Below are 24,845 nucleotides of genomic sequence, written 5' to 3' on the forward strand. Positions count from 1 at the left end.
TATGTCCTGAGCCACGACATGCCCCGCTACGAACTTCAGGCGCGGAACCTGCGGGTTCCGCGCCTGAAGGCTTTCTGGGACTTGATCAGGTGTCCACTCAGGACGCAGCACGCTCCTGAGGACTGGACGGTCCCGTCCGTCCTTCGCCGGGCCGCTCGCGGTGCTCGATCACCGTGTCGGACGGCAATGCCTTCATGCGGCGGACTCGGTTCGCGGCCTCTGCCGTGGCTCCAGTGCCATTGCGGGCCTTTCGCGACGTCAAGTGCCGCTCCTCGACGACCGCCTTCTCCTCGTCACTCCGCTCAGCGAACGCCGCAATGCCCGCGCGGCGTCGCTCCCGGCACGGTGTCGTGGCTGCGGGCCGCGCCCAGCACCAGGAACAAGGCCGTGAGCGCGGCCAGGCCGGCCATCCTCAGCAGAAGGTTTGCCGGCGCCAGGCCGGAGCGCCCCTGGGGCGAGGAGAGCAGGAAGGGCGCGGACAAGCCGGCGTAGGTCAGCACCTCGTACCTGCCGACGACGGTGCCAGGGAGCCCCGCGGGTGCCAGCCGCTGCGCGGCGACGAGGCCGGTGAACTGGCACGGCCCGTCGCGCGACCGCAGCACGTCTGCGTCCACGAGGACCAACCCGGGGAAGCCGATGCCGGGGGCATACGCGCGCCGAGCAGCAGACAGACGACGGCCACGAGGACCGTGCCGCCCCCGGCGGGCGGGCGCGCCCGCGGCGGGCTGGACGAGGTCTCGGCGTACGCGGAGTTGAACAGGAGGCCCTGCCCCAGCAGCAGCCCGACGGCCAGGGGCGTGGGGTAGGCCGGGGAGACCGCCGGGGCGGCGAACACCCAGAGGTGAACGGCGCGAAGAAGCAGTCGGATCCCACGTCGAGCGTTCTCAGTTCGGCTTCGCAGAACTCCGCGGCCTTCTGCACGGCGTGCACCCCAAGCCGGTCCGGCGCACGGCGACTGTGCATCGGGACTCATCCCGTGATCTGTATCGGTCGCCGGGGTGGGGCCGCGGATTCCAGGCACAACTCGTCTGTGCGCGATCCCCCACCGATCCCGGGTGGTCAAGTTTACGCATATATGAAGTCACATACCTACTTGCGTACTTCCGGCCAGGCCCCCTATGGTGCGGATCACACCGCAGGGAAGGCCGACGAACCGTCCAGGCAGAGGCGCTGCCTCCACTCTCCGGCTCGGTCGATCGCTCGCCGAAGGGCAGCAACGAGCTAACCCCCTCCCCCATCTCGACCCTTGGAAGGTGCAATCAATGACCGCAACCGACGTTCCAGAGAACACCATGGAGCAGTCTGCAGAAACCAACACCTACGACGTGATCGTTGTCGGCGGAGGTTTCGGTGGCATCTATCAGCTGCGCCATCTTCGGGACCGGGGATTCTCTGTGATTCTCCTCGAAGCCAGTGACGGCTTCGGGGGCGCCTGGAGCCTCAATCGCTATCCGGGAGCGAGGGTGGACAGCCACGCCCAGGTGTACCAGTTCACTGATGAGTACCTCTGGAAGGACTGGGACTTCTCGCAGCTGTATCCCGGCCACGAGGAAATGCGCAGCTACTTCAACTATGTTGACTCGAAGCTGGATCTGAGCAAGGACTGCCGCTTCAACACGAAGGTCGTGAACGCGGCATTCGACGAGGACCAGCGGATGTGGACCCTCGAATCGCAGGACGGAGCCACCTTCCGAGCCAGGTTCGTGGTGTTCGCGACGGGGTCGACCACGGAGCCCTACGTGCCATCGTTCCCCGATATGGATGCGTACCGAGGGGAGCTCGTCCACACCGCACGTTGGCGGTCCGACCTAGACATGACGGGCAAGCGGGTCGCGATCATCGGAACGGGTGCGAGTGCCGTTCAGGTGGTGCAGGAGGCCGGCCCAGTCGTGGAGCACCTCACGGTCTTCCAGCGCACGCCCAACATTGCGCTGCCCATGCAGCAGAAGCACCTGGACGACGCAGCACAAGCCGCGATCAAGGAAGAGATGCCTTATATCGCGGCGAAGAGCCGGGAAACCCACGCGGCGATCGACTACGACTTCGACCCGCGAAGCGGTGTCGCAACCCCGGAGGAGGAGCGCAACGCCCTCTTCGAGAGCCTGTGGAACAAGGGTGGATTCGCCTTCTGGTTGGGGAACTTCTCGGACTATCTGTTCAACGAGGAGACAAATGCACTGACGTACGAGTTCTGGAAGAGCAAGATCAGGCCCCAGATCACCGACCCGGTCAAGGCAGACCTGCTGGCGCCCGAGGTCGCCCCCCATCCCTTCGGGGCCAAGCGGCCGGCCCTCTATCAGAACTATTACGAGGTGATGAACCAGACGAACGTCTCGATCGTCTCCACCAAGGACAACTCCATCGTCGGGCTCACCGAGACGGGGATCCGCACGGCCGACGGCGTGGAACACGGCGAGTTCGACATGATCATTCTCGCCACGGGTTTCGACAACAACACCGGCGCGCTGACCTCGATCGACGTGCGTAACGCCAGTGGCGTCACACTTCGTGACAAATGGAGCCACGGCGTGGACGCCTACCTGGGAGCATTCACCGCCGGGTTCCCGAACGCTCTGTTCGTCTACGGCCCTCAGAGTCCCGCTGCCTTCGGGAACGGGTCTACCAATGCAGAGCTCCAGGGCGAGGTCATGGTGGAGTTCCTCGAATTCCTTCGGTCGAACGGATACACCCGTTTCGAATCGACCGTTGCCGCGGACAAGGCGTGGACCGCGCAGATCAACGAGACCGACGACAAGGCGCTGTTCAACAGGGCGAAGTCTTGGTACAACGGGGGAAATATCCCTGGCAAGAAGATGCAGATGCTGCAGTATCTGAACGGCATCCCGACGTACCTGCAGCACTGGCAGAAGGAAAAGGAATCCGGATTCGCCGAGGGGCTGACTGTTGCATGAAGTTTCATCACTTGGTCGCAATCTCCTGGGCGCGGCCGACCGACGAGTCGACGGTCGTGGCTTTCGCAGATGCGCTGAACAAGCTCTCCGCCGAATGTGCCGAGGTGTTGCAGGACTACGCCCACGGCAAGGACACCAGTGCGCGCGAGGTGAGTAGCGACTACGGGATTTCCGCTACGTTCCACGATCGGGCAGGCTACGCCGAGTACAACGAGCATCCTGCCCATATCCGCGCGAAGGCGCTGCTGGCCGAGTTCGCAGCGAATTACACGGTCGTGCAGTTTGAGGCCTGAGTCGCCCGCAGGATCGCACTCAGCCCGTAGTGGCACTCACCGTATCCACGACTACCGGAAGGACAGGCAATGAAGACCCACCAGGCACTTCAGACGATTTCAAGTGGGCACGGCTACCTCGAGGCACCGCGTTGGCACGATGGTCGCCTCTGGGCCAGCGACTTCTTCGGCCACCACGTTCTCACCTTCGACGCAGACGGCAATCAAACTACGTTCGCAACGTTCGAGGAGTCGCCGTCGGGGCTCGGTTTCCTCGAGGATGGATCGGTCCTCGTGGTCCTTCTGGACCCGGCGAAGAAGAAGATCGTACGCATTGCGTCGGATGGCTCCGTCAGCGAGCACGCCGATATCGCGCACGTTGCCGGCGGCATGGCCAATGACATGCTGGTTTCGCCGACCGGGCATGCATACGTCGGCAACTTCGGCTTCGACATCCTGGCGGAAGACCCGAAGCCGACGAACTTGGCTCATGTGACGCCCGAAGGGGAGGTGCGCAGGGTCGATGGAGACGTGACGTTCCCCAACGGGGCTGCCCTGAGTGCGGACCGTCGGACCTTGTTCCTCGCGGAGACCTTCGGACACCGGATCGATGCGTTCGACGTGAACGACGACGGTTCTCTCACCAACTTCCGGGTGTGGGCAAAGCTCGACGAGAGCATGCACCCCGACGGGATCGCATTGGACACCGAAGGTGGCGTCTGGTTCGGAAATGGCCTGACCGACGGCCCGGAGAGTGGCTTCTATCGCGTCGACGAGACCGGCGAGATCACCGATTCAGTGCTCGTGCCGGACGCCTGGGCCGTGGCGTGCACGTTCGGTGGACCAGAGCTGGACGTTCTGTACATGTTGTGCAATGCGACCACCCTCGAGCAGTTCGGGCAAGGCAAGTCAGACGGCACCGTCCGCACTGCCCAGGTAAATCGACGCGGGGTCCCCCAGTAGCCCTGCTGGCGCCGGATCGACCAGGAAACGGCTCGTCCGTGTGGAGCTCAAGAGGGCCGGGGCGGACTCCCGCATTGCGTCATGTCGCTCTGCAGAAGTCCGTTCCGGCTCCTCGCCCCCCGCCTTGCTCCTCTCGTTCTGCCACTCAGCGTGCCGAGCCGAACCGTCTTTCTTGAGAGCGCTTGGAAGACAAGGTGCATCACCATACTTGGAAAGGTCAAGCTGTGTCTCTTGCCGGTGGCCTGGATCGCAGGCATTCTTTTATCAACGGTCAGTGGCAGGCGTCCGTTGACGCAGAGCTCGTCACTATCGAAGAGGCCGCGACCGAGCGACCGCTCGGAGTTGCCGCAATGGGTGGGCCTGCGGAGATCGACCGAGCTGTCGGGGCTGCGCGGGCGGCGCTCGCCGGCCCCTGGGGGCGCAGCACCCCGCGCGAAAGGGCCGCTGTCATGCGGCGATTCGCCGATAGCCTTGAGCGTCGCGGCGAGTCCACCGCGCGCTTGGTCAGCCAGCAGAACGGTACGATCACGCCTCTCTCACGCATCAGCAATGCTGCGGGGCCGGTCGCCTTTCTGCGCGCGATGGCAGAGGTCGCCCAGACTCGGTCCTTCGAGACGTGCCGTACCAGCACCAAGGGACGGACCATTGTCCGGCAGGAGCCCGTCGGTGTCGTCGGTGCGATCACTGCGTGGAACTATCCTCAACTGCTGGCGATGTCCAAGATCGCGCCTGCACTCGCCGCCGGGTGCACTCTCGTTCTGAAGCCGGCCCCTGAAACTGCCCTCGATGCCTACGTGCTCGGGGAAGCAGCAGAAGAGGCGGGTCTGCCGCCTGGAGTAATCAACATCGTTGCTGGCGGTGTTCGCGCGGGCGAGGCCCTTGTGGCGCATCCGGATGTCGACAAGATTGCATTTACTGGCTCTACAGCTGCAGGGCGGGCAATTGGCGAGGCGGCAGGCCGGGCCCTCAAGAGGGTATCGCTCGAGCTCGGCGGCAAGTCCGCAGCGATCGTGCTACCTGATGCCGACCTGGATGTCTTCGCCAAGAGCCTGGACGACGCCGTGTTCAAGAACGGCGGTCAGACGTGCACCACAAATTCTCGCATCCTGGTGCCCCGTGGCCAGGCCCAGGAGGTCTTGGATGTCCTCGCCGCCTACGTTGATGACTTGGTGCTCGGGGACCCCCTCGACGAGGCGGTCACCCTGGGACCGATGGTGAGCGATCAGCACCGGGAGCGAGTGAGGAATTACATCCGGCTCGGCGAGTCCGAGGGGTTCCAACTCGTCCGTGGTGGCTCGAAGGCGCCAGAGGGCATGACGCACGGATGGTTCGTGTCGCCCACCATCTTCGCGGGCGTTCCGAATGGCAGCCGCGTCGCGCAGGAGGAGATCTTCGGGCCCGTAATCTCTGTCATTCCTTACGGGTCTGAGGATGAGGCCGTTCGGATGGCTAATGACACCCCCTTCGGCTTGGGTGGGGTTGTCTTCACCCAGGATCACGAGCGTGGCTTGGACATCGTTTCGCGCATGAGGTCCGGGACGGTAGGAATCAACTACTACTCGCTCGACATGGGGTCCCCGTTCGGTGGCGTGAAGGCCAGCGGGATCGGTCGAGAGTTCGGGCCTGAGGCGCTGGACCACTATCTCGAATACAAGTCGATCTATGTCTGATGCTCCAGGAGCTCTATGTCTGATGCTCCAGGAGCTGTTCGAGCCTGCTCGCTGTCCAGCTCAGAGATCTGTAGAACCAATCCCTCCCATGGGCCTGATCCGGCCCCCTATGCCCGCCAGAGTGAGTTTTCGTGAGCAACTCGACAGTCAACATCCGTCTGCCCGACGCCCGTGACGCTTCTCCTGGATCAGCCGCGCTGCCCCCGCGCACCGGCGCGCTGACAGATATTCGCGTCGTCGACCTGTCGCGGGTGCTCGCCGGGCCGTTGTGCGCGCAGGTGCTCGCCGACCACGGCGCAGACGTGACCAAGGTGGAGCCACCGGCCGGCGACGAAACTCGTGGCTGGGGACCCCCGTTCGTCAGGGACGACCACAGCGCCTACTTCGACGGGCTCAATCGCAACAAGCGCAACATCAGCGTCGACCTGCGAGTCGAGGAAGGACAGCAACTCCTGCGCCTGATGCTCGCAGAAGCCGACGTCATGATCGAGAACTTCAAGGCCGGGACGCTCGAGAAGTGGGGACTGAGCGATCACCTACTCGCCGCGGAGTTCCCTCGTCTCGTGCATTGCCGAATCACCGGATACGGCACCGACGGCCCGCTTGGTGGCGCGCCGGGGTACGACGCAGTGCTTCAAGCACTGTCCGGGCTGATGAGCATCAACGGCGAGGCGGACGGCGAGGCGATGCGGATCGGGATCCCACTGGTGGACATCATGACCGGTCTCAATGCGGTGAACGGCATTCTGATGGCTCTGCACGCGCGGCACGCGACCGGACGTGGGCAGCTTGTCGACCTCGCGCTGCTCGACAACGCGGTGTCGATCCTGCACCCACACGCCGGCAAGTGGTTCGCTACTGGTGTCGCGCCGGAACGCACCGGCGTCGCCCATCCCACCATCTGCCCTTACGAGACGTTCCATTGCAGTGACGGACCGATCTTCATCGGTGCCGGCAACGACCGGCAGTTCGAGTCGCTCGCCATCGCGTTGGACGCGGCGTGGCTCGCCGAGGATCCCCGATTCACGACGAATGCCGATCGAATGGTGAACGCAGTACGGCTGCGCGAGGCCCTCGGCGAACTCATCGCCGGTTGGCAGCGCGAGGCCCTGGCCACCACCCTTCGCCTCGCCGGCGTTCCTTCGGGGGCCGTGAACGACGTCGGCGAAGCCCTCAACCTTCCGCAGGTTCGGCACCGGGAGATGGTGGTCGAATGCGACGGATACCGAGGCGTCGGCCTACCAGTGAAGCTGTCCGGGTCTCCCGGTTCGGTGCGATTCGGCCCCCGCGAGCGCGGTGCCGACGCCGATTCCGTGCTCGCCGAGCTGGGTCTTACTGAGAACCAGGTCGCGTGTCTGCGCGCCGCTGGGGCTCTACCGGAGTAGTAGGACTCACTACACCGACGGTGTAGGGCTAGCCGAACGAGTTGAAATCCTGGCCACTTCGGCGTTCCGCGGTCAACGAAGGGGTCTTTGTCTTACGCCGCCGACTCGCTTTTCGTGTCCGTGTTCCGGGATGGGCTACGAGGGACTCGATGCCCAACAATGCCAGGGGAACTTTCTCCAAGTAGACTGTTGTAGAGGACGTACTTTCATGACTGATTCACTCCTGCTGGTCCAGCGCGTCGACCACGTCGAGACATGGACGCTCAACCTGCCGGACATCCGTAATCCGATCTCCGACTCCCCGATGGTCGACGCGCTCTGCGATCGTGTTGCCACTGTCAATGCCGACCGTGAGGTTCGCGCGGTGGTGCTCACCGGTGCCGGTCAGGCGTTCTCCGCTGGAGGCAATGTCAAGGACATGGTCGATCGGCGCGGAATGTTCGCTGGCAGCCCCAATGAGATGCGCGATGGCTACCGCAGCGGCATTCAGCGAATCCCCCGCGCGCTGTACCACTGCGAGGTCCCTGTCATCGCGGCGATCAATGGGCCGGCGGTCGGCGCTGGGTGCGACCTAGCGATGATGTGCGACCTGCGGATTGCCTCGACCCGCGCGTTTTTCGCCGAGAGTTTCGTTCAGCTTGGGATCATTCCCGGTGACGGTGGCGCATGGCTGCTGACCAAGGCAATCGGCCCGATGCGGGCAGCCGAGATGGCACTCACCGGCGACCGTGTGTCCGCAGCAACCGCACTAGAGTGGGGCATGGTTAGTGAGGTCGTCGAGCCGGAGAACCTGCTTGACGCCGCGAACGCTCTTGCCGCGCGGGTGGCCAAGAACCCGCCGCACTCGATACGAATGGCCAAGAAGCTGTTGCGGGAGTCCCAGCACCAGCCGTTGGAGTCACTGCTTGAGCTGTCGGCTGCGATGCAGGCGCTCGCGCATCACACCAAGGACCACGGCGAGGCACTGGCGGCCTTCTCAGATAAACGCGCCGGCCAGTATCAGGGGCGTTGACGCGGGAGATGAGTTCGTTCTACATCAGGGTCAGACGTGAACGACAGCAGTGACGGCTGCCGTGAGCTCAGAGGCGAGGGTTGGCTCGCGGTGCAGATGCGGGATGCGCACGAGGTCGTGGATGATTCCCTTGCTGATGTGGACGAGGGTCAGCGCGGTCGCCTCGTCGAGATCGTCACGCGTCGCCGAGATCCAGCGTTGCCACTCCAGCGTGTTCTCTTCTCGAATTCGGTCGAACCGATCGCGGTCGTCCTCAGAGAGATAGTGGTTCTCCGTCAAGGAAACGGCCAACAGGTCGATGGACCGTACGGCGAGCCTGACGTAGCCCGTGACCAAGGCGTCGAACACGTCAGCGTCGCGCGCAGGTCGAGTCAGGGCTCGAGCGACCTCGAGCGCCTGCCACTCGTAGAAACGGTTCGTCGCCGCGACGAGTATGCCGGCCTTGGTGTCGAAGTAGCGATAGATCGCCGGGCCCACCACTCCGACCTCGGCCCCGATGTCGTCGATACTGACCCCTGCATATCCATTGCGCCGGAAGGCGCGGGCAGCAGCGGCAAGGAGCTGTTCACGCCGCGAGGCAGGGGTCCGCAGGTGCGGGACCGCTAGTGCCCCCGACTCCGAGTGGGCGGTGCCCGTCACACGGATGACTCGCTCGCACGCCTCCACGAGCAGCTTTTTGAGCCTGGCACGAGAAAGGCCACTGTCGTAGAAGGCGGGGCTGGTCAGGATGCTGACCACCGCCCAACTTCGCACCTCCGTGGCGAAGTCGTCGAGGTCGGGAGCCGCTGGTGCCACCACCTGGCGCCCCACCTGTTCGGCAATCCAACGAGTCCGCGTGCGGACCAGCGAGAAGTCGTCTCGGTCGAGGTGTCGAGCCTCCCGCTGCCACAGAACCGACAGGCGTCGGCTCTCCAGGCCCACCTCTGCGAGCGTCGAGAGACGTTCCTCAACGCTTCCAGCGTCGTCGGCCGCCGCAAGTTGCTCCAAGGCCGTCACCAAGCGCTGCTGATCCTCGAGGATCACATGGGACAGGAGCGCCTGCTTATTTGCGTAGTGACGATAGAGCGCCCGCGCCGTGATGCCGCTTGCTTCGGCGATCTGGTCCATTCTCACCGAGTGATAGCCGTGGGCAGTGAACAACTCACGCGCGTTCAGGGCGATCTGCCGCCCGCGATCCCGCGGGCGCCGTGCTGTGTCCTTCACGGGTAGCGCCGCACCGCCCATCGCGTGACTCCTTTCCGGCACTCCCCGGTCCTCCCGGTCGGTCAGGCGGCCGCACGTCGTGTTGCAGGCCGACCGAGCAGAACAAGCACTACGTATCGGGGCAACGGAAGCTCGTGATGCCTCGGTGAGATCGCTGCGCCGTGCAGCCTACGGGGGAGGAATCAGTCGAGGGAGCCGCAACGCGCTTGTCGCGGCCCCCTCGATGGTCCTACCCGTTCAGGCGGCAGGGGCGCCCTTGCATCCGACCTTGGCCGTGGCGATCGCAGCCGAGGACTTGCCGACGTGGAACTCCTCCAGCGTTGTGGTGTTGCAGGCCATGAAGAGCGTGTCGAGGTCATCGCCACCGAAGGCGCAGGCGACGGACCAGGCGCCGGGGTTGCGCACCTTGTCGGTGATCTCGCCGCCCTCGACGACCCGGTAGAAGCCGCTGTCCTCCTCGAGGGTCAGGGCGTTGCCGAACCACACACCGCCGTCGGCGTCGAGCGCGATGCCGTCTGGGTGGAAGGCGTCGTCGAGCTGCGCCCAAGCGCGCTGGCTGCTCAGCGAACCGTCGGCGGCGATGTCGAAGGCGGTGATCCGGTGGTTCCAGGTCTCTGCGACGAGAAGGACCGAGCCGTTCTGGATCGCCATACCGTTGGGGAAGAGCAACTCGCCACCGACTTGCTGCACCTCGCCGCTCGGGTGGACGTGGACCAGTCGGGTCGTCTTGGGATCCTCCTCACCGAGGGCGAATCCGAAGTTGCCGACGTAGGCGTGGCCGGACTTGGTGACGAGCATGTCGTTTCCGATGCCGCCGGCGAACTGGCTGAAATCGGCGTGGACGCTCCGCGTGCCGTCAGGCGCGACCTTCAGGACGCATTTGTCAGCCTGCGAAACCACGAGCACCGAACCGTCAGAGAGGAAGCCCAGTCCGGAGGGGGCCCCCTCGACCTCGACGACGGTCTGATGGGAGCCGTCGGCAGCGAAGCGCTTGACCGTCTTGGTGAAGAAGTCACTGGCCCACAGGCTTCCGTCCTGCCAGCGGGGGCCCTCCAGGAACTGGTGGCCGGTGGAGAAGATGTTCAACTGGTGCTCGTTCATGACTTTCCGTTCCGCGACAGACTGTGGCCGCCGCTTCGGTAGTTGGGTGAGTCATCGAGAGGTGCACAAGGTCGATGGGCTGTCGCTCGCGTAATCTGCTGCTCAAGAAGGCGCCCTTACCTCGACCCGGTCGTTGGCCAGGTCACGCAACTTGAACTTCTGGATCTTTCCGCTGGCTGTACGCGGCATCTGGTCCAGCACGATCAGACTCTCGGGAAGTTTCTGCTTGGCGATCTTGCGTTCCAGCAGCCACTCGATGAGTTCCGCGAGTACCACTGCCACGTCCGGCTCGGGGACCACGACGGCACAGACACGCTCCCCCAGTACCGGATCGAGCGTGCCCACGACAGCGACTTCGGCGACCTTGGGGTGAGCGAAGAGGTGGTCCTCGACCTCCTTGGCGCTCAGATTCTCGCCGCCTCGAATGATGATGTCCTTCTTGCGCCCGGTGATCTCGAAATGTCCGTCAGCGTCGATACGCCCGAGGTCGCCGGTGCGGAACCACCCGTCGTCGGTGAACGCAGACTTGTTCAACTCGGCATCGAGGTAGCCGACGAACATCTCGGGGCCTCGTACGAGCAGCTCGCCGTCCTCGCCGCTATCGAGGTCGTTCTCATGGTCATCGACGATCCTGATGCGGGCCAAGCCGATGGCACGGCCGTCGGTGTTGGCGCGCTTCTGCAGAGGGTCCGCGGCGCTACCGCTCGTGGCGGTTGGGTACTCGGTCGACCCGTACACCCGCGCGACCATGCAGTCCAACGCGGTCGTGGCGTTGAAAATCAGGTCCGGCGGGACGTCCGCACCTCCACACAGGAAATTCCTCAGCGATGAGACGTCGTAGTCGCGGAGCAAGGGGTGATGAACCAGCCCGTACAGGAAGGGCGTGGCCGCGACCATGAAGGCGCACCGATGCTCCTGGATCAGCTCCAAGCCGGCCGTGGGCTCCCATATGTCCAGCAGGACGACGCCGCTTCGCAGCATCGGCGGCATCTGGATGCCGTACAAGATGCCGGTGATGTGTCCTACCGGGGACGGCATGAACACCACGTCGTCCTGGGTCAGGCCGAGCAGTCCGATGATGCTTCGGTTCTCGTAGTCGAGAGTGTTGTGCGTGTGCAGCGCCCCCTTCGGGGCCGAGGTCGTGCCGGAGGTGTACAGCAGGAGCACCAGGTCGTTGGCGTCGCGTGTGACCGGCTCGGGCTTCCTGCCGTGGAAGCCGTCGAGGAAAGCCTCGAAGGAGACCTCGTGATCTCGCTGTGCCGAGCCGAGAACGACGACCGTCTCCAAGTCCGACAAGCCCGTCGAGATCTCCGCGAACATCTCCGGGAAGTCGAAGTTGCGGAAGACCCCGGGGATGAACGCGATCTTGGACTTCGCCTGCTCCAATATGAATCGGGTCTCCGAGTGGCGGTAGATCGGCATGATCGGATTGCTGATCGCGCCGATCCGGATCGCGGCAAGATGGACCGCGCACGCCTCGGCCCAGTTCGGCAACTGCCACGAAACGACATCGCCATGTCCGATACCGCGGCGCTGGAGCGCAGCGCCCAGGGCGTCGACGATGGCGTCGAACTCCGCGTAGGTCCAGGTACGGCCCCGGTCGACGACAGCGGGGCGGTCGGGGACCGCCTGAGCGGCGTCCGACAGATAGGCGTCGATCAGGTTGTTCTGCCAGGCCCCCGACGCGGTGGACTCGGTGACGAAGCTCGCGTTCAGAAGAGCGGTGCCCATTGTTCAGACCCTTTCGACCGTCCGTGCCGTCGATTCGTCCAGCACCAGCGCTCCGACCTGTTCCTCGAGTTCCTCGCTGTCGCCGTACCACGCCCGCAAAGCCAGCGCTCGCTTGTAGTACCAGTGGACGTCGGCCTCCGCGGTGAAGCCGATGCCCCCGTGCACCTGGATCGCGCCCTCGCACACCGTGACAGCGACCCTTGCGGCGTGAGCCTTCAACGCCGCGGCGCTGAGGTCCGCCTCGAAGTCGGGGAGTTGGTCCAACTCGCCGGCAACTGCCTCACAGAAGTTGTGCAGGGCGACCGCATCGGTGTGCATGTCCGCCAGCATGTGTTTGATCGCTTGGAAGGAGCCGATGACCCTTCCAAACTGCTCACGCTGTTGGGCGTACTCGACGGCCAGCTCGACGCAGCGGGTGGCGATCCCACTCAGCTCACAAGCGATGAGTACCCGGCTCCACCGCCGGACTCGCGCCAGAACCTCCGGCGCTGTCGCCGCGTCGCCCACCGAAATCCCCTCGACCCCATCGAGGGTGAACCGGCCGAAGTTCACAGCAGGGTCGGCGCTGCCGACAGCCTCGATCCGCACCCCCGGCGCCGTCGGCTCGATCAGGTAGAGCTCAGGGCGGCCGTCCCGCTCAGCGACAACAAGAATGGCCATCGCCTCACCACCGAAGCGAACCGCCTCGAACTTCCCGTGCAGCCTGCCGTCCACGCTCGTGACCGAGCCGAGTCGTCCCGACCAATGGTCGGTCACGGCCGGATCGAGGCACGCCAGCACCGACCCGTTCTCTACCGCGTCCGACAGGAGCTTGCGGCCCTCTTCGGAGACGTGGTCGTACACGGCGCCGGGCAAGAGCGAGTTCTCCAGCATCGGACCGGCGAGAAGGTGACGACCGTACTGGATGAAGATAGGGGCCAACGCCGACAGCGGAAGCCCAAGCCCACCATGCTCCTCCCCCACGGCCACGGCGAACGTGCCGAGTTCAGCCAGAGCGGGAACCAGGCTCGAACGGTCGTCGGCCGACGAAAGGACACGCCGGCGAGTCTCGGCGTCGTAGGCGGACCGCAGAAAGTCATCGACGGCTGCCGCAAGCGAAGCGATGAGGTCGTTGTCAGCCACGGGGAAGTCCCAGAAGTCGCTCGGAGATGATGTTGCGCTGGACCTGCGAAGTGCCCCCGTAGATCGAGGCTGACCGTGAGTAGAGGTGGTCATGCACCCAACGGTCGGCCTCAAGCCCGAGGGGCGTCGATCCGGACAGCGCCCGCGACGGCCCCAGCAGCTCGGCGATCGAGCCGAACACGGTTTGCTCGATGCCGTTCAGGAGCAGCTTGTCCACCGAGTCCTCGGGAGTCGGAACCTCGCCGGCGTCCAAACGCCTGACGGTCTGGCGGGTCTGAGCTCCCAAGACTCGCAACGCGATCTGCGCCCGTCCGAGCGCCACGCGAACACGCCGTCCGAGCGCGGTCTCCGGCCCCGGCAGGTCACCGGCACGCAGGGCAGCCACGGCGTCCTCGAACGCGACCTCGTAGTCGACGCGTCGGCGCACGGTGTAGGCGGCACGCTCGATGCCCAGCGTGTGGGTGGCGACCGACCAGCCCTGGTTCAACTCGCCCACCAGGTTCCGGCGCGGCACCCTCACCTCGTCGAAGAACACCTCGCAGAACTCACGGTCGCCGGTCATCTGCTCTAGAGGGCGCGGAGTGATCCCCGGTGAACTCATGTCCACCAGGACGTAGCTGATGCCGGCGTTCTTGTGGACGTCCGGATCGGTGCGGACCAGCAACGCGCACCACTGTGACTTGTGCGCCCAGCTCGTCCACACCTTCTGTCCCGAGATCACGAAGTCGTCGCCGTCGACCACCGCCCGAGTCCGCAGGGAGGCGAGGTCGGAGCCTGCGTTCGGTTCGGAGAACCCCTGACACCAGATGTGCTCGCCGGACAGCAGCTTCGGCAACAACTCCTCTCGCTGCCACGGCTGACCATGACGGTCGATGGACGGGCCGACCACATCGAGCCCGATCAGGCCAATCGGCATCGGCGCCCGGGCACGTGCCAACTCCTCCGCGAACACGAGTTGATGCATCGACGTCAGACCCTGCCCACCGGCCTCCCGACTCCAACTGACGCCGATCCAGCCAGCGTCGAACAGCGTGTGCTGCCACTCGCGCAGCACAGCGAACCGCTCATCCAGGTCCAACGGCACATGCGGAACCTCGGCCGCAGCCAGCCATTGCTGCGCCTGGGCGCGATAGGCCGCCAGGTCCACCATCGACACGACCTTCACCGCCCCGTGTAGACAGGCGTGCGGCGCTCCAGAAGGGCGTTGAGCGCCTCCTTGGAGTCCTCGTAGCCCGACAGCTCACCGGTCAAGGACTGCTCGAACTCGTAGCCGCTCTTCAAGTCCATGTACTCGATAGCGTTCAGGCTCTGCTTGGCGAACCGCAACGCCGCCGGGCTGTGCCGCGCCAACGACTCGGCCAAGGACTGCGCCGCCTCATACAGCTTCTCGTCGGGTACGACATCCACGATCCCGCCATAGGGCAGGAGCTTGGCCGCCGGAATCAGATCCCCACTCAGGTGCATCAGCCGGACCATGCCCTGAGGCACCATCCGCGACAGGTGCTTCGCACCACCCATCACACCGACGTTCACCTCGGGCAGCGCGAAGCGGGCGCTCTCAGCGGCGACCACCAGATCACAGGAGGCGGCGATGGCCAGCCCGGTGCCGACCGCGGCACCCTGCACTGCGGCAATGACCGGCTTTGTGCTGTCGTAGATGGAGAAGAAGGCCTCACGCACCTCTTTCATCCGGCCCGGCGAGTTCTCCGGGTCCAGCGTCTTGAACTCGTCCAGGTCGTTGCCGCCACAGAAGTGCTTGCCCCGACCGGCGAGAATCACGACCCGCGCCTCCGGCACGTGCACGTCGACGTTGTCGAAGAACTCTTTGATCTCGACGTACATCGCCTGGTTCACCGCGTTCGCCGGGGGGCGGTTCAACCACACCGTCGCGGTCGTGCCGTTCTCCTGCCATTCGATGAACTCGAACTGCGCCACGTCCTGACCGTCCTGTCTGTGTAGTGCCTGGGCATGTCGGAGAGGGGCGTCGGACGTCCATTGAGACTCATCCACACATGAACGAGGGTCCCCGCGATTCGCCTGTAGCGTAGGACACATTCGGGGCGTATGTCAATGACCACTAACAGGCCGCAGCATGCTCGCGGCCCCACCCGAGCCCGAGCGTGCTCGGATCGTGGCGCGTCACCAACCAGCCGAGGCCGGTGCAGGTCGGTGGCGACCGGTACGACGACTGCCGGCAGCCGGACGACGACACCACCCTGGTCATCGGTGACGTCGTGGGAACGGCACCGCCACAGAAGCAGCAGCCACGGGGCAGCGACCTATGAGGAACTGGCTCGGGGCGCAGCCCCGCACGCGGGGAGCCAGAGCCGGTCGTCCGCCCTCTCGCCATCCGACCGCCGCCGGCTACGGCCCAACCCCCGCGCCAGCGGCAAGCGCCTGCTGACGCTCGCCTCGCCGGCCGACTGCCCATCGGAGTCGTAGACGAGCTCCTCGAGCTGCGGTCAGGGGACGGCAGCCGTCCCTCCTGTTGATGACGATCTGCTGTGCTCGGAGACGACGAGCGACTCCCGAGGCAACCGGAGGGCACGACAGCTCCCGCTCAGAGACCTGACCAGGGAAGACACCGTCCGGGCGGGCCAGCCTTCCAAGCTGGCCATGCCGGTTCGATCCCGGTCACCCGCTCCAAGCCCTGACCGGCTCGTATGTCCGTCTGCGCAGCTCAGCGCGGCCTTTGCGCCGCTCCCGTGCCTTAACGGTGCTGACCCCTGCTGACCCCTGATCACCGGCTTTGGCCGCTGCTTAAGGCACGAATAAGGCACGCCCCGGCCGTGATCGACCTCGACCTCGTGCAGCCGTAGGCATCGATCAACGGGGCCGCCAGCCCCACGAGCGGCGCCCGGCACGGACCCCCGAGTGTCGTCTCGTGGCTGACCTGAGCCTCCCATCAGGAGCGGCCGGCGCGCCGTGATCGCGAGGCCTGGCCGTCCCGTGTCGTTCACCCGTCGCGGCGGACCCCAAGCGGGGGCAGCGAGTCCACCACCCTGATCGTCTCCATGGAGACTGTGACGATGCGGGCAAGCAGGTCGAGGATGTAGCGCGGTTCGCCGACTTCGCGGGACCAGTCGTTGGGGTCATTGACGATGCCCGACGCCTTGTCGGTCTTCACCCAATATCGGTCGATGATCCACTCGATCGCCGACCGGCTTCCCAACGTGTACTGGTATGCCTCCTCTGGGACGCCGCGCAGGGTGATCCGGTCGTTGTACTGGATCACCGACCGGTCGTGTCGCAGACCCGCGGCCCTCTGCTCCGCACTCGGCTTGCCGAAGGCCATCTTCTTGTCCCGGACGGCGAAGAACCCGTAGTCCGCGTCGCCACCAGGACCGGAGGCGTCGAGCCCGTCCAGCGGGTAAAGCTTGACGGTCTCGTAGCCCAGGTGCAGTACGGTCAACTGCTTACCTGCGTCGGCGAAAGCGCGGAAATCCTCGGCGAACAGGATGCGCGGAAGCATCTTCTTCAGATCCGCGGCGTAGCGCTCGCGGTACTCCGGCGAGTGCAGCAGGCCGTAGACGTAGTCGAAGATGTCATCCTTGCTGATCGGCTCCCCCGGGTAGGCCGCGGTAAACGCCGCCAGAGCCTCGTCGGTGATGTTGTCAATGCGCCGGTAGCCGCCGACCACCTCACCATCACCGTGGACGTCGAACATTCCGAACTCGTCGACCTTCTCGTACCGCCACCGCGCGAAGAATTGACCGCCCGAGCCTGCTCCCGTGACATGTAGGTCGGGAACTACATCCAGCGCAAGAACAGAGAAGGGGACGGCGGATCCAGACCCCACCTGGTACACGCCGACATTCGTAGCGTGCCGATCGGGAAAGAGGTTCGGAATACGGTATCGGCGTTCGATAAGAGCGTCGTCGCGGTAGCACACCACCTTGGTGAACGGTCGATAGATGGCGTTCACACTCGCCTGACTGCTGAAGCGGAGTTGCTGCCCGCGGGCATGAGCCGCCTCCAGGCTGCCGCTCCACGCGATCATGGTCGAATCAATGGTTCGGCTGCCCGAGACCAGCCCGTCGTTGTAGTTAGCTAAGAGTTTGCGGACTGATGTCTCAACAGCCTCCCTGCCAAAGTTGTAGACCCAGGCATCCCGGTTCGTCTTGAGACCGCCGGACTGAATTGCAAAGATGTTCTCGATGGGCATGAAGGCGCCGAAGTCCTCGGCGCGCTGATGCAGCCAGTCTCCGTGCTGGTTGGGGGTGATGGCGGCTGACGCCAAGTCGCCAAGGCTACGTGCTTCGGCGACACGAGCAAGCTTCTGCTCACGGGTCAGATAGTCGCCGACATCGGTGTAGTGGATCGTCGCCGGTCCCGCCGCGTCAGACTTCTTGACCAGCAGAGTGATCGCCACCGTGGCCCGACTACCACCGCCGAAAACCTTGCCACCTTCACGGCGCGACTGCTCACCCGCCGTCCGCTGGTTTCCGCGCAGGTTAAACACGTGAATCGCAGAGAATTCCTCAGCGAGGGTCTGCCGCATGCCGTCGGCCGTGTTCGAATCGAGGAATCCCCCGTTGGTCACGAACGCGACGATCCCACGCTCCTTGATGCGTAGGGTTGCCCACTTGATCGCCCGGATGTAGGAGTCGTAGAGCGAGTTCTTGTTGGTCGCTGTCGACCGTGCCGCGTAGGAGTCCCGGATCGCGGCGTCCAGGGTCGGGTACTTTTCGTTGGCGTTGTCGTCGTTGGCGCTGTCCTGCCCCGCCGAGTAGGGCGGGTTCCCGACGATGACCTGGATCGGCAGCCGCTTCTGCCGCTCCAACCGCTCGTTGTTCTCCGGGATGACGTCGATGTCCTGCTGGTCTGCGTCCTCCCACGACTGGAAGCTGTCGGTGAGCACGAGGCCGGGGAACGGGGTCGGTGTCCCCTCCAGGTCCTCGTAGGTCGTTTCGATGTTGGCCGCCGCGATGTAGTAGGCAAGCAGCAGGATTTCGTTGGCGTGCAGCTCGTTCGCGTACTTGCGAGCCAGGTCCTGGGGCTCGATCAGCCCGCTCTGCAACAGCCGCACCAGGAAGGTGCCGGTGCCGGTGAACGGGTCGAGGACGTGCACGCCTTCGTCGGTCAGCCCTTGGCCGAACTCCGTGCGCAGCACCTCGTCGGCCGAGCGCAGGATGAAGTCCACGATCTCCACCGGCGTGTAGACGATGCCGAGCTTCGCCACCGTCTTCGGGAACGCGTTGGCGAAGAATTTGTCGTACAGCTCGACCAGCACCCGCTGCTTGCCGGCCGCGTTGTCCACCCCGGCCACCCGCTTGCGCACGGTGTCGTAGAAGCCCTCGAGCGTCTCGTTCTCGGCGCCCACAGCGTGCGCATCGAGCACCGCGAGCATGTTCTCCATCGTCCGCGCGACCGGGTTGCCAGCCAGGAAGCTCGAGTGGGCGAACAGCGCCTCGAACACCGGCCGGGTGATGAGGTGCTGGGCCAGCATGTCGATCGCGGCGTCGTCCGTGATCGAGTCGTTCAGGTTGCCGCGCAGGCCCCCGACGAAGTGCTCGAACTCGTCGGCCGCCGGTCCGGGCATAGCGAGCAGCCCCTTGATACGTGTGACGTGCGCGGCGGCGATGTCGGCGATGTCCTTCGCCCAGGTCTCCCAGTAACGGCGTTCGCCGACCTTGGCGACGATCCGCGCGTACATCGCGTCGCGGAACTCGTCGGCCGGGAACTCCATGAGCAGCTGCTCGGTGGTCTTCCGCGTGGGCTGGTCCGGGTCGGGCACGGTCACGCCGTCGCCGCCCGTGGGGCCGGTGACGGTGACGATCTCGATGGTGTCGGGCTTGCGCTTGTTCAGCTCGATCTGGTTGACCATCGCGTGGAACCGGTCGTCGTGGCTGCGCAGCGCCTGCAGCACCTGCCAGACGACCTTGTAGCGCTCGTTGTCCCGCAGCGCCTCCTCCGGGGCGATGCCGCTGGGCACCACCACCGGCAGCACGATGTAGCCGAGCTCCTTGCCGGGCGCCTTGCGCATCACCCGGCCGACGGATTGCACGACGTCCACCTGCGAGCCACGCGGAGTGAGGAACAGGACGGCGTCCAGCGCCGGCACGTCGACGCCTTCGGACAGGCACCGGGCATTGGTGAGCACCCGACACACGCCGTCCTGCGGGGTCTCCTTCAGCCAGGACAGGTGGGTGTTGCGCTCGTGCACCCCCATCGTGCCGTCGACGTGCGCCGCTTGAATGCGGAGTCGCGGCCGGTCCTCGGGCGCGTCGATCTGCGCCCGGTCGGCGAGGTCGGGGAACGCCGCAGCCGCCGCCTTGGACGCTTTGATGTGCTGGGCGAAGGCCACCGCCGTCCGCATCGGTGTCCGGTCGACGACCGCACCATCGCCGATGGTCGCCGCCGGTCCGAAGTTCTTCGCCAGACCGTTCCAGCAGCCGATCAGCTTCGCCGCCTGGTCGAGCGGGATCTCTCCGGAGTTGGCCATGGCCTGCTGGAAGTTCTCCGCGACGTACTTCTCGTCGACCGCCAGAACCAGCACCTTGTAGTCGGTGAGCAGGTCGGCCTCGACCGCCTGCCCGAAGCCGAGCCTGTGCAGCTCGGGGCCAAAGACCTCGGCGTCGCCCATGTCGGCCAGCACCGCGTCGACATCGGTCGCCTTGCGCTTGACCTCCTCTCCGAACACCCGCGGGGTCGCGGTCATGTAGAGCCGCTTGGCCGCCTTCAGGGCGTCGGCGTCGTGCACCCGGACGAACGTCGACTCGTCCCCCGCGGCCAGAGTGACGCCGGTGGTGCGGTGCGCCTCGTCGCAGACGACCAGGTCGAAGCTCGGCAGGCCCCGCTCCTGGGCCTGGAGCACCACGTCGATCGACTGGTAGGTGGAGAAGACCACGCGCATGCGCCCGGGGGCCTGCTCGCCTTTCTCGAAACGGGTCAGCAGGGTCTGCGGGTCGGTCGACGCCGGTTCGGTCAGGTCGATCGGGAGCTGGGCGGCGTCGTCGGACGGCGTGCGCCGTCCGACCCGGACGTCGGAGCAGACCGCGTACGGCGCGATGTCCACCTCGGCGTTGGCCATCCACTCCCGCAGGCTCTGGCTCAGCAGCTGGATGCTCGGCACCAGGAACAGCACGGTGCCGCCCGCGCCGACCAGGTCCTCGGCGATCCGCAGGCTGGTGAACGTCTTCCCGGTGCCGCAGGCCATCACCAGCTGGCCCCGGTCGTGCTCGGCGAGCCCGGCGCGGACGTCATCCAGCGCCTTCTGCTGGTGTGGGCGCAGCGCCTTCTTGCCCGTCGGGACGACGATCTCCGGCGTCGTCCAGGAGAACTGGTCCCAGTCGATGGCCGCGTCGGCGAGGTACCCGATGTCAATGCGCTGGGCCACTCCCCCGGCCAGCGTCTCCTCGGCATTGGTCGACCACGCAGCGGCGGTGTCGAACACGATGCGCCGGGTGAAGCGGGCATGCGCGGAGGCGCTGATGAATGAGTCGATGTCTGCCTTGGCGACCGTGCGACCCGGTGCGTAGAACTTGCACTGGATGGCGGTGAGCCCACCGTCGTCGGCATTCGCCGCGACCAGGTCGATGCCGGTGTCCGGCCGGCCGGCGCGCTCGGGCCAGTCCGACCACAGCCAGACGTCGGAGAACCGCGACTTCCACTCGGGGTCGGAGGTCAGGTACGCCCTGATCAGCCGCTCGAACTTGCTGCCCTTGTCCCGCTCGTCCAGCGCTTCGCTGCGAAGCCGGTCCAGAACAGCGTGGATGGTCCCCGTCACGGTTCGCATCTTGCCCGATGGTGCGTCTGGAGAGGGTTGCCCCGTCCGGACGAGTCGGCCCGGCGTAGCGCGCGAGATCGACTGGGCCCTCGTCGACCGACGTCGGCCTACGGTCGATGACCACCTCTCCCTGGCGGACACGGCAGTGCTCTGTAGCCGAGTCGGTCAACGTGCGCCGCACCAGTGCAAGCCAGCGGCGACCAGCACCCACCGTCATGGGCCTGCGCGTCGCCGCGATCTGTCACGGACCGTTCGTAAGCTGTTCGCAGTACCCGATCGAACGGAGCACGGTTGGCGACGGCGGACGAAGAAGGCGTGACCACAGACATCGCTGCCGCCGGAGTGCGGATCCACTCCCTGACTGAGTTCACGACGATCTGGGCGCTTCAACGAGCCAAGTTCGGCTGGCTGCTTGGCGCTGGCGTCAGCGCCTCCGCCGGGGTACCGCTCGCCAGCTCTATCCGCGATCGGCTCCTCTTCGACCGCTACGCGGCCAAGCACAACCTCGTCCGCCAGAACCTCGATCAGACCGACCCCGCCCAGGTCGAGCGGATCCATGCCTACTTCGACGGCAGCAACGGCATGCCGCCGTTGGGCAGTGACAGCGACTACTCGGCGGCGTTCGATCTCTGCCTGCCCGACCCAAGCGCGCGCAAGGCCCTCCTGCAAGACCTCATCGAGGACGTTAGGCCCGGCTTCGGACAGCGAGTCTTTGGCGGCTTGGTCATCTCCGGCGCATGCGATCTTGCGATCACGACGAACTTCGATCGGCTCATCGAGCGGGGCGTGCACGAGGCGCAACGGGCCGGCACGGACCTACGCCTGCCCTTGCAACGGGAGCTACACGTTGCCGGGCTCGACTCCACCGCCAGAGCGGCCGTCGCCATCCAGGAACGCCAGTGGCCCCTCATCGTGAAACTCCACGGAGACTTCCGCGAGAAGCGGCTGATGAACACCGAGTCCGAACTTCAACAGCAGGACGTGGCGCTCCGTCAGTTCGTCGCCGACGTCAGCCGTCAATTCGGGCTGGCAGTCAGCGGCTACAGCGGCCGAGATCGCTCGGTGATGCAGATGCTTGAGCAGACCGTCCGCCGCCCCGGGGCTTGGCCCTACGGCATCTGGTGGCTGATCCGACCGAACAGCCCGATCCCCGACTCGGTACGCGGCCTGCTGACTCTCGCGGCACGCCAGGGTGTGGCCGCTAATCTCGTGTCGGCTGCCAGCTTCGACGAGACCATGTCGGCCCTGGCGCGACAGGTCGTCGTCGATGAACCGATGCGCAACTACTTCGATGGTCTCCATCCGAAGCCGCGGACAACGCCGGCTGCCTTACCCCGGCACTCACGAGACTGGCCAGTGCTGCGCTTCAACGCCCTGCCTGTCGCTGAGGCCAGCGTCGAGGTGACCCGGATCGCGGTTCCAGCGGGCTGGCGCCGGCGCATGGTGCGCAACGCGATGACGCCTCGCGCAGACTGGCCGGTGGTGGTCAACGGGCCCGGCGAAGTGCTCTGCCTGGGTGAGCCCGAAGCGGCGCTCCGTCTACTCGGAGACGCTGCCAGGCTCAACTCATTGCCCCATCCCGGACCGGCGACGACGTCCCAGATCGATCTGCTGGCCGATGACGCCCCAGCACACCACCAACTCGTTCTTCTCCAAGTGGTTGCTCATGCGCTGCAGCAGTCAATGCCGCTACGGATGAGAACGGGGAAGGACGGCAATCCGGAGCTGATCGTCACCGATCCGGCCGCTGAGGAGGCAGCCGGGCAGGCCGACGCTCGCACTCGACTTCGTCTCGTCTATGACGGCCCACTGACGGGCTACCTGCCGGCAAAGTACGGGCAAGTTGCTCCAAACAGGAATCGACGATGGGCGGAAGAGGTGCATCTGTCGTTAGACCGTCGCGCGGGTCGCCATTGGGTCCTGTTTACTCCTAGCACCTGGATTCAACCCCTCCCAGGCGAGGTCGAGTCGGACGCGCTGCCAAGCAGGGACGCGGATCCTGCGGACTCGTGGCGGGTCCAACGGTGGGCGGAGCGTCGCTTCAATGAGAAGTGGGCAGACATGCTTCGAGCTTGGACCACGTTGTTGGCGCCCGAGGACCCGACTTTGCTCACTGTCCCGGCAGCGACTCCGGGAGGGGTGCCGACGGCCCGGGTCCTTCTCGGACGCACCAATGCCTACAGTCGGCCGACGTGGTGACCGCGCAGATGACGCCGGCGCAACCGACATCTTCCGCGTTGGCTGCGTTCGACCGCATCAGCGACAAGCCTCTTGTTTTCGGCAGCTCGCAGGATCAGCAACGCGGTCAACACGTGAACCCGCTCGCCGGCTTGCTGCAGCACGGGCCCTACGCGCCGTTTCCCATGGGAGACACCATCCGAGTCGCCACCATCGCCGCCGCTGATCAACAGCAGAAGCTGTTCGACTTCCTCGGCCGGCTCCATCAGGGCGCTCGGGCAACTGACCGAATCCGGTACGTCCCTGACTTCCCTGGCTTCGAGACCGCCTTTCGGGTTCGGCTGCAAGGGGTCACAGACCCGCACTGCCACCTCGGCCTGGCGCCTGATACCGCAGAAGAGGGCACTTCCGACCCACACTCACGTATCGTCCAAGCCCTCGTCGCAGCCATCTATGCTTTGCGAGACCGACGTGACAAGTGGGACGTCGTCGCCATTCTCTTGCCGTCACGATGGGAACACTTGCGCAAGTCGTTGGACGGCCAATTCGACCTTCATGATTCCATCAAGGCGGCAGTCGCTCCGTTAGGGATCCCTGTCCAGTTCCTCTGGGAGAATTCTGCGCTCGCCACAACTCAGTGGTGTTCCACCGCGTGGCGCCTCTCGCTTGCGTTCTTCGCGAAGGCCGGCGGCATCCCCTGGCGGATTAACCCTACGACCAGCACCACGACCGCTTACGTCGGCCTACACTACGCCATCCGAGGCGGCACCCGCAATGAGTTCGTCACGTGCTGCTCCCAAGTGTTCGACGCGCAAGGCGGAGGTCTGGAATTCGTCGCCTACAACCTCGGGCCGGGAGACCGCACCCGCAGGAACCCGCACCTAACTCGCGAAGAGATGCGGGTCGTGATGAGTCGCACAGCTGACCTTTATCGACATCGGCACGGTGGCGCCATGCCACGCCGCTTCGTCATCCACAAGGCAACCCCGTGGCGCGAAGAAGAGGTCGAAGGGGTCTTCGACGCGTGGGGTGCCGCGCACACCGTGGAGTGCATCACCCTGCAGTCGTCACGCTGGCGCGGAGTCGAGCTCACCGGCCGAGGAAACGCCGAAACGGGACCGAAGGCGGCCACAAGGGCTATCCAGCGAGGCACACTGCAACAATTCGACGAAAGCAGTGGCCTGCTCTGGACCCGAGGGCCATCGCGGATCGGCAACGACGGGCAATTTTACAGTCCCGATGGAAAGAGCCTCCCGCGCCCGATCGCCTTCACTCGCTACACCGGCGATGGCGATCTGAACCTTCTCGCCGCGGACATTCTGGCTCTGACAAAGCTGGATTGGAACAATGACAGCCCGTACAACTCTCTGCCCGTAACCTTAGGCTACGCTCAGAAGCTGGCCGAGGTTATATCCAACGTTCCGAGGCTTGACGACAACGTTTACCGGCTCTTCCCAGATGAGGGTGTAGGTCGGCCGGGCGCGTCGGTCCGCAGATAGACGTCGAGGTCTCCCGACGATGGAGGTTCCTACGCCATCCATCCGAAAGACCTCGACGTGTCCGACGC

At 65.3% G+C, this 24,845-nt stretch carries 17 protein-coding genes; 9 read left to right on the forward strand and 8 right to left on the reverse strand.

Annotated elements, in window-relative coordinates; all coding sequences use genetic code 11:
* Positions 1 to 302: 302 nt before the first annotated feature.
* Positions 303 to 614 carry a hypothetical protein gene (locus MVA48_RS07650; RefSeq protein WP_246987498.1) on the reverse strand — a complete coding sequence of 104 codons (312 nt, stop codon included), beginning with the start codon at positions 612 to 614 and terminating at the stop codon, positions 303 to 305.
* A 648-nt stretch (positions 615 to 1,262) separates the two neighbouring features.
* Here MVA48_RS07650 and MVA48_RS07655 point away from each other — a divergent pair.
* From MVA48_RS07655 to MVA48_RS07680, 6 genes are all read left to right on the forward strand, one after another.
* Positions 1,263 to 2,912, forward strand: coding sequence for a flavin-containing monooxygenase (locus tag MVA48_RS07655; protein ID WP_246987499.1), 1,650 nt, complete (start codon positions 1,263 to 1,265; stop codon positions 2,910 to 2,912).
* Between the two features lie 11 nt (positions 2,913 to 2,923).
* Positions 2,924 to 3,205 carry a Dabb family protein gene (locus MVA48_RS07660; RefSeq protein WP_246987501.1) on the forward strand — a complete coding sequence of 94 codons (282 nt, stop codon included), beginning with the start codon at positions 2,924 to 2,926 and terminating at the stop codon, positions 3,203 to 3,205.
* Positions 3,206 to 3,274: 69 nt separating this feature from the next.
* On the forward strand, positions 3,275 to 4,147 hold the full coding sequence (locus MVA48_RS07665) for an SMP-30/gluconolactonase/LRE family protein (RefSeq protein ID WP_246987503.1): 873 nt from the start codon (positions 3,275 to 3,277) through the stop codon (positions 4,145 to 4,147).
* Between the two features lie 224 nt (positions 4,148 to 4,371).
* Positions 4,372 to 5,817 (forward strand): aldehyde dehydrogenase, encoded by a 1,446-nt coding sequence (locus MVA48_RS07670; protein WP_246987505.1) that lies wholly within the window; start codon positions 4,372 to 4,374, stop codon positions 5,815 to 5,817.
* 131 nt (positions 5,818 to 5,948) lie between these two features.
* A complete protein-coding gene (locus tag MVA48_RS07675) occupies positions 5,949 to 7,202 on the forward strand; it encodes a CaiB/BaiF CoA transferase family protein (protein ID WP_246987508.1) in 1,254 nt (417 codons plus the stop codon).
* 208 nt (positions 7,203 to 7,410) lie between these two features.
* Complete coding sequence (locus tag MVA48_RS07680) at positions 7,411 to 8,214, forward strand: crotonase/enoyl-CoA hydratase family protein (RefSeq protein ID WP_246987510.1); 804 nt, start codon at positions 7,411 to 7,413, stop codon at positions 8,212 to 8,214.
* 30 nt (positions 8,215 to 8,244) lie between these two features.
* Here the strand turns inward: MVA48_RS07680 and MVA48_RS07685 are convergent, their stop codons facing one another.
* From MVA48_RS07685 to MVA48_RS07710, 6 genes are all read right to left on the reverse strand, one after another.
* Positions 8,245 to 9,438 carry a TetR/AcrR family transcriptional regulator gene (locus MVA48_RS07685; RefSeq protein ID WP_246987512.1) on the reverse strand — a complete coding sequence of 398 codons (1,194 nt, stop codon included), beginning with the start codon at positions 9,436 to 9,438 and terminating at the stop codon, positions 8,245 to 8,247.
* A 216-nt stretch (positions 9,439 to 9,654) separates the two neighbouring features.
* Complete coding sequence (locus MVA48_RS07690; protein ID WP_246987514.1) at positions 9,655 to 10,518, reverse strand: SMP-30/gluconolactonase/LRE family protein; 864 nt, start codon at positions 10,516 to 10,518, stop codon at positions 9,655 to 9,657.
* 102 nt (positions 10,519 to 10,620) lie between these two features.
* A complete protein-coding gene (locus tag MVA48_RS07695) occupies positions 10,621 to 12,249 on the reverse strand; it encodes an AMP-binding protein (RefSeq protein ID WP_246987516.1) in 1,629 nt (542 codons plus the stop codon).
* 3 nt (positions 12,250 to 12,252) lie between these two features.
* Positions 12,253 to 13,371, reverse strand: coding sequence for an acyl-CoA dehydrogenase family protein (locus MVA48_RS07700; RefSeq protein WP_246987518.1), 1,119 nt, complete (start codon positions 13,369 to 13,371; stop codon positions 12,253 to 12,255).
* Complete coding sequence (locus MVA48_RS07705; RefSeq protein ID WP_246987520.1) at positions 13,364 to 14,536, reverse strand: acyl-CoA dehydrogenase family protein; 1,173 nt, start codon at positions 14,534 to 14,536, stop codon at positions 13,364 to 13,366. The genes MVA48_RS07700 and MVA48_RS07705 overlap by 8 nt, the downstream gene beginning before the upstream one ends.
* A complete protein-coding gene (locus MVA48_RS07710; RefSeq protein ID WP_246987522.1) occupies positions 14,533 to 15,306 on the reverse strand; it encodes an enoyl-CoA hydratase-related protein in 774 nt (257 codons plus the stop codon). The genes MVA48_RS07705 and MVA48_RS07710 overlap by 4 nt, the downstream gene beginning before the upstream one ends.
* A 185-nt stretch (positions 15,307 to 15,491) precedes the next feature.
* On the opposite strand from MVA48_RS07710, the gene MVA48_RS07715 reads away from it, so the two are divergent.
* Entirely contained in the window at positions 15,492 to 15,656 is a 165-nt protein-coding gene (locus tag MVA48_RS07715; RefSeq protein WP_246987524.1) for a hypothetical protein, read from the forward strand.
* 671 nt (positions 15,657 to 16,327) lie between these two features.
* Here the strand turns inward: MVA48_RS07715 and MVA48_RS07720 are convergent.
* The gene (locus MVA48_RS07720) at positions 16,328 to 21,241 is read right to left on the reverse strand and encodes a DEAD/DEAH box helicase (protein ID WP_246987526.1); all 4,914 of its coding nucleotides are present in this window, start codon (positions 21,239 to 21,241) and stop codon (positions 16,328 to 16,330) included.
* 174 nt (positions 21,242 to 21,415) lie between these two features.
* Between MVA48_RS07720 and MVA48_RS07725 the strand changes: the two genes are divergently transcribed.
* Both MVA48_RS07725 and MVA48_RS07730 read left to right on the forward strand, forming a co-directional pair.
* A complete protein-coding gene (locus tag MVA48_RS07725; protein ID WP_246987528.1) occupies positions 21,416 to 23,299 on the forward strand; it encodes an SIR2 family protein in 1,884 nt (627 codons plus the stop codon).
* Positions 23,293 to 24,777 (forward strand): argonaute/piwi family protein, encoded by a 1,485-nt coding sequence (locus tag MVA48_RS07730; protein WP_246987530.1) that lies wholly within the window; start codon positions 23,293 to 23,295, stop codon positions 24,775 to 24,777. Before MVA48_RS07725 ends, MVA48_RS07730 begins: the two co-directional genes overlap by 7 nt.
* The last annotated feature ends 68 nt before the right edge of the window (positions 24,778 to 24,845 follow it).

It is taken from the genome of Blastococcus sp. PRF04-17, assembly GCF_023016265.1.
Lineage (GTDB): Bacteria > Actinomycetota > Actinomycetes > Mycobacteriales > Geodermatophilaceae > Blastococcus_B.

Coding starts and splice junctions, on each gene's coding strand:
- MVA48_RS07665 (WP_246987503.1), top strand. CDS start 3,275: ATGAAGACCCACCAGGCACTTCAGACGATTTCAAGTGGGCACGGCTAC.
- MVA48_RS07680 (WP_246987510.1), top strand. CDS start 7,411: ATGACTGATTCACTCCTGCTGGTCCAGCGCGTCGACCACGTCGAGACA.
- MVA48_RS07690 (WP_246987514.1), bottom strand. CDS start 10,518: ATGAACGAGCACCAGTTGAACATCTTCTCCACCGGCCACCAGTTCCTG.
- MVA48_RS07685 (WP_246987512.1), bottom strand. CDS start 9,438: ATGGGCGGTGCGGCGCTACCCGTGAAGGACACAGCACGGCGCCCGCGG.
- MVA48_RS07655 (WP_246987499.1), top strand. CDS start 1,263: ATGACCGCAACCGACGTTCCAGAGAACACCATGGAGCAGTCTGCAGAA.
- MVA48_RS07695 (WP_246987516.1), bottom strand. CDS start 12,249: ATGGGCACCGCTCTTCTGAACGCGAGCTTCGTCACCGAGTCCACCGCG.